At 44.4% G+C, this 1,744-nt stretch carries 1 protein-coding gene; it reads right to left on the reverse strand.

Translation table 11 applies throughout. The features are described 5' to 3' along the window. The coding region (gene ltrA / locus H5187_RS23365; RefSeq protein WP_259401767.1) for a group II intron reverse transcriptase/maturase at positions 1–1,196 on the reverse strand (1,196 nt) is incomplete at its 3' end. Between the last annotated feature and the right edge of the window lie 548 nt (positions 1,197–1,744).

Genomic DNA, 1,744 nt, shown 5'->3' on the forward strand with positions numbered 1-1,744 from the left:
ACCCCCAATTTCATTAAACTGCGTACTTTGGTGCGAGGTTTACGCCACTGTCGCCAGTAGCACATTCTTATCCTACGGCGGATCCAATGATCTAAATCCACTGTTAGCTGATAGGCGTTGGCTATTAGGTAGTAGTGTCCCCAGCCGCGTAAATACTGTGTGAGTTTATGAATTTGTAGGGTCATTGAGATCCCCCAGTTGCGGTTAGTGAGTTCCCTGACATTTGCTTTGAATTTCTTTAGCGCCTGTTCGTGGATCTGCACTTGACCGTAACGGAATGTGAACCCGAGAAATTTCGAGCCTGATACAGGACCTACCCGACTTTTCGATTCGTTCACTTTGAGCTTTAATCGCTTAGTGATAAACGCAGTAATTTCCTGTTGGATTATTAGTCCTTCGCTTTTGGTTTTTACTAAAATGATTATGTCATCAGCGTAACGTGCAAACTTAAGGTGTTTGTAGGTTAGCTTCTTATCTAATTCATCGAGTAAAATGTTGGAAAGTAAAGGGGATAATGGCCCACCTTGGGGGACTCCTTTGGTTGACTCAAACCATAGACCTGTTTCGCGCTCTGCGATCCCCGCTCGTAAGTATTTACCGAGTAGGCGCATGAGTGCTTTGTCTTTGATTTTACGGCCAACACGATTCATCAGCATGTCATGGTCTACTTCATCAAAGAACTTAGACAAGTCGATATCAACCGCTGTTTTATAACCTTGTTTAACACAAGACTGAACATGGTTCACTGCTTGACTGGCTCTTTTATGAGGGCGATAACCATAACTATGTGGTGAAAATTTAGGCTCAAAGTAAGGGCTGATCACTTGAGCAATGGCTTGTTGGATCACTCTGTCGATAACAGCAGGGATCCCAAGCATTCGCTCACCGCCATCAGGTTTGGGTATCATCACGCGTTTGACTGGCAAGGGTTGATAAGTGCCGTTAAGTAATTGTTGTTTAATACCCAGCCAATGTAACTTAGCGAAGTCATTAAATTCCTCAATACTCATATTATCAATACCCGCAGCCCCTTTATTGCGCTTAACATGTTGCCATGATGCGCTAATATTGTGGTTGCTTAGTACCCTTGCCATAAGGTCATGATCTGTTTGGTTATATTCATTCGAGGTATTATTCACAGTCGAACGCTGTTCATCACTATCACAACACGGTGATCTATGTGAATTCAAGTTCATTTGTAGTTTCTCCTCTGGTTAAGATGTTCAGGCCTTCACCGTGTCCCCTCCATTACGATGGGCGTTTGGCTACTATGCCGTCTGCTGACTTCTGACGAATCACTCTAGCGATTACTCGATAAAGCGCGTCTAAACTAACGCTTGTTTACTGCTATTTCGCTCGCTATAGGTCGCAGCAACCAGAGCGCCAAGGGTTGAACAACCAGTCCCTAACTGGTAATCTCCAAGCGTTAGCGCGGATGCGTGTTTATCAGATCTCCCCGAATAAGGTGCATCGACTTTCTCTGCACAACTGCATCATTTACGGTGGCCGTTAGATCACATGACTTCGCTATCTTGTGCTAGCTCGTCTCCAGCCTACGCCTCATATGATGTTTTTGTTCATCAGCTCACAGATTTGCTAGCGGCTTCCTCCAGACTATCTCTCGCGATTTAGCCCTTGCCATTCGCTAGTAGTTATCGTTTAATAACAGTATGTTATTTAAACGGTGATCTTCCTACAGAGGACTTTCACCTCATAAGTCAATGCCCATGTCGGGCGTACACAA

Origin of the sequence: Pseudoalteromonas sp. SG44-1, assembly GCF_014164315.1 — a bacterium.
Lineage (GTDB): Bacteria > Pseudomonadota > Gammaproteobacteria > Enterobacterales > Alteromonadaceae > Pseudoalteromonas > Pseudoalteromonas rhizosphaerae.